The sequence below is a fragment of the Blastomonas sp. CCH1-A6 genome, from assembly GCF_001556365.1.
GTDB lineage: Bacteria > Pseudomonadota > Alphaproteobacteria > Sphingomonadales > Sphingomonadaceae > Blastomonas > Blastomonas ursincola.
Genome location: NZ_LSIS01000275.1, coordinates 1 through 1,223 on the forward strand (window position 1 = coordinate 1; position 1,223 = coordinate 1,223).

At 64.9% G+C, this 1,223-nt stretch carries 2 protein-coding genes; both read left to right on the forward strand.

The genetic code is table 11. From position 1 onward, the window contains the following. Positions 1–337 precede the first annotated feature (337 nt). A complete protein-coding gene (locus AX735_RS13190) occupies positions 338–1,012 on the forward strand; it encodes a putative quinol monooxygenase (protein WP_010408781.1) in 675 nt (224 codons plus the stop codon). Next, positions 1,012–1,158, forward strand: a complete 147-nt coding sequence (locus tag AX735_RS25205) for a hypothetical protein (RefSeq protein ID WP_018250478.1) — start codon at positions 1,012–1,014, stop codon at positions 1,156–1,158. Before AX735_RS13190 ends, AX735_RS25205 begins: the two co-directional genes overlap by 1 nt. Positions 1,159–1,223: the final 65 nt, after the last annotated feature.

A 1,223-nucleotide genomic window follows, 5' to 3' on the forward strand; every position in this document is an offset into this window, starting at 1 on the left:
TATCGATGCCGATCGACACCGCCGCTTTGGAGCACGTGTAGCGGCGGTGTCGATCAGCTTGCGACCAAGTATGTCGGCAGACCTAGGGTCAGGACTCGTTGACCATAGCGAACAGCGATGGCCGACGCACCAGGAAGCGAAGCGCCACTTGGCGTGCGGTCGCGCCGTGGCTGGCCGCGATCTCCTCCAGCACGCGCCCGCCAGGGGTGCGCGGGCCGGGGAAGTCGCCCTGGCCGAACGGGCTGTCGGCGCCCGGCCGCGCGAACTTCCCATGATTTAGGCCCAGGACGCCTTCCGTGGAGCTCGAGGCGCTACCATCGGAACAAGGAGAGAAAAGATGCACAAGGCACTGTTCGTAGGCATTGAAGCCGGGCCGACCCACCAGGAAGATGCCGCTGAATTCCTCCGGGGTGCGCTGGAGCCGGTCGAGCATGAGCAGGACACGCGGCACTGGTACGCGCTGCGCTTTGGCCCCGCCGACTTCGCCATCTTCGATACCTTCCCCGGCAATGCCGGCCGGCTGAAGCATCTGTTCGGCACGGTCGGCCGGGCGCTGGTCGTGAAGACCTTCACCATCCTCAACGGATTGCCGGAGATCGAGCCGGCCGACATCCTCGCCCTCAAGGTGCCGGCGGCGGACGCCCTGCCGCGCTTGGCCCTGCATGTTCCGCTTGAAGCACGGGACGGTGCGGAGGAAGAGGTTGCCCGCTTCCTCCAAGGAGCCCGATCGGCCGTGGAGCGGGAGCCTGGCACCCTGTCGTGGTACGCTCTGCGTCTCGGAAAGACTCGGTTCGCCATCCTCGATACCTTCGCCGACGAGGCAGGGCGCGAGACGCATCTGTCGGGCGAAATCGGCACGGCGCTATCCGGAAGCGCTGCTTCGCTGTTCGCCGAGCCTCCCCAGATCCACCGCGCACAAATCTTGGCGTTCAAGATTGCATCCGCTGGTGATGAGGAGAGGACGAGCAGGAACACGTCGGTCGCGCGGCCCCTTGAGAGAGGGACAGTCTGATGGACACGAAGCAGAAGGTGCTCGTTGGAGCGGCCGTCGCCAGCACCGCGGCAGCCGGGGCCGCGTTCGCGTTCAAGTCCGCGGGCACGGATTCGAAGCTCACCAAGGTCGCGTGTCCGCCGTCAGCACCAATGGCACAGATTTGAGGTTGTGATTTAAGGAGGATCTGGGCTTCGTCGTAGTGACGAAGGAACGAAGATGAAGCCCAGAT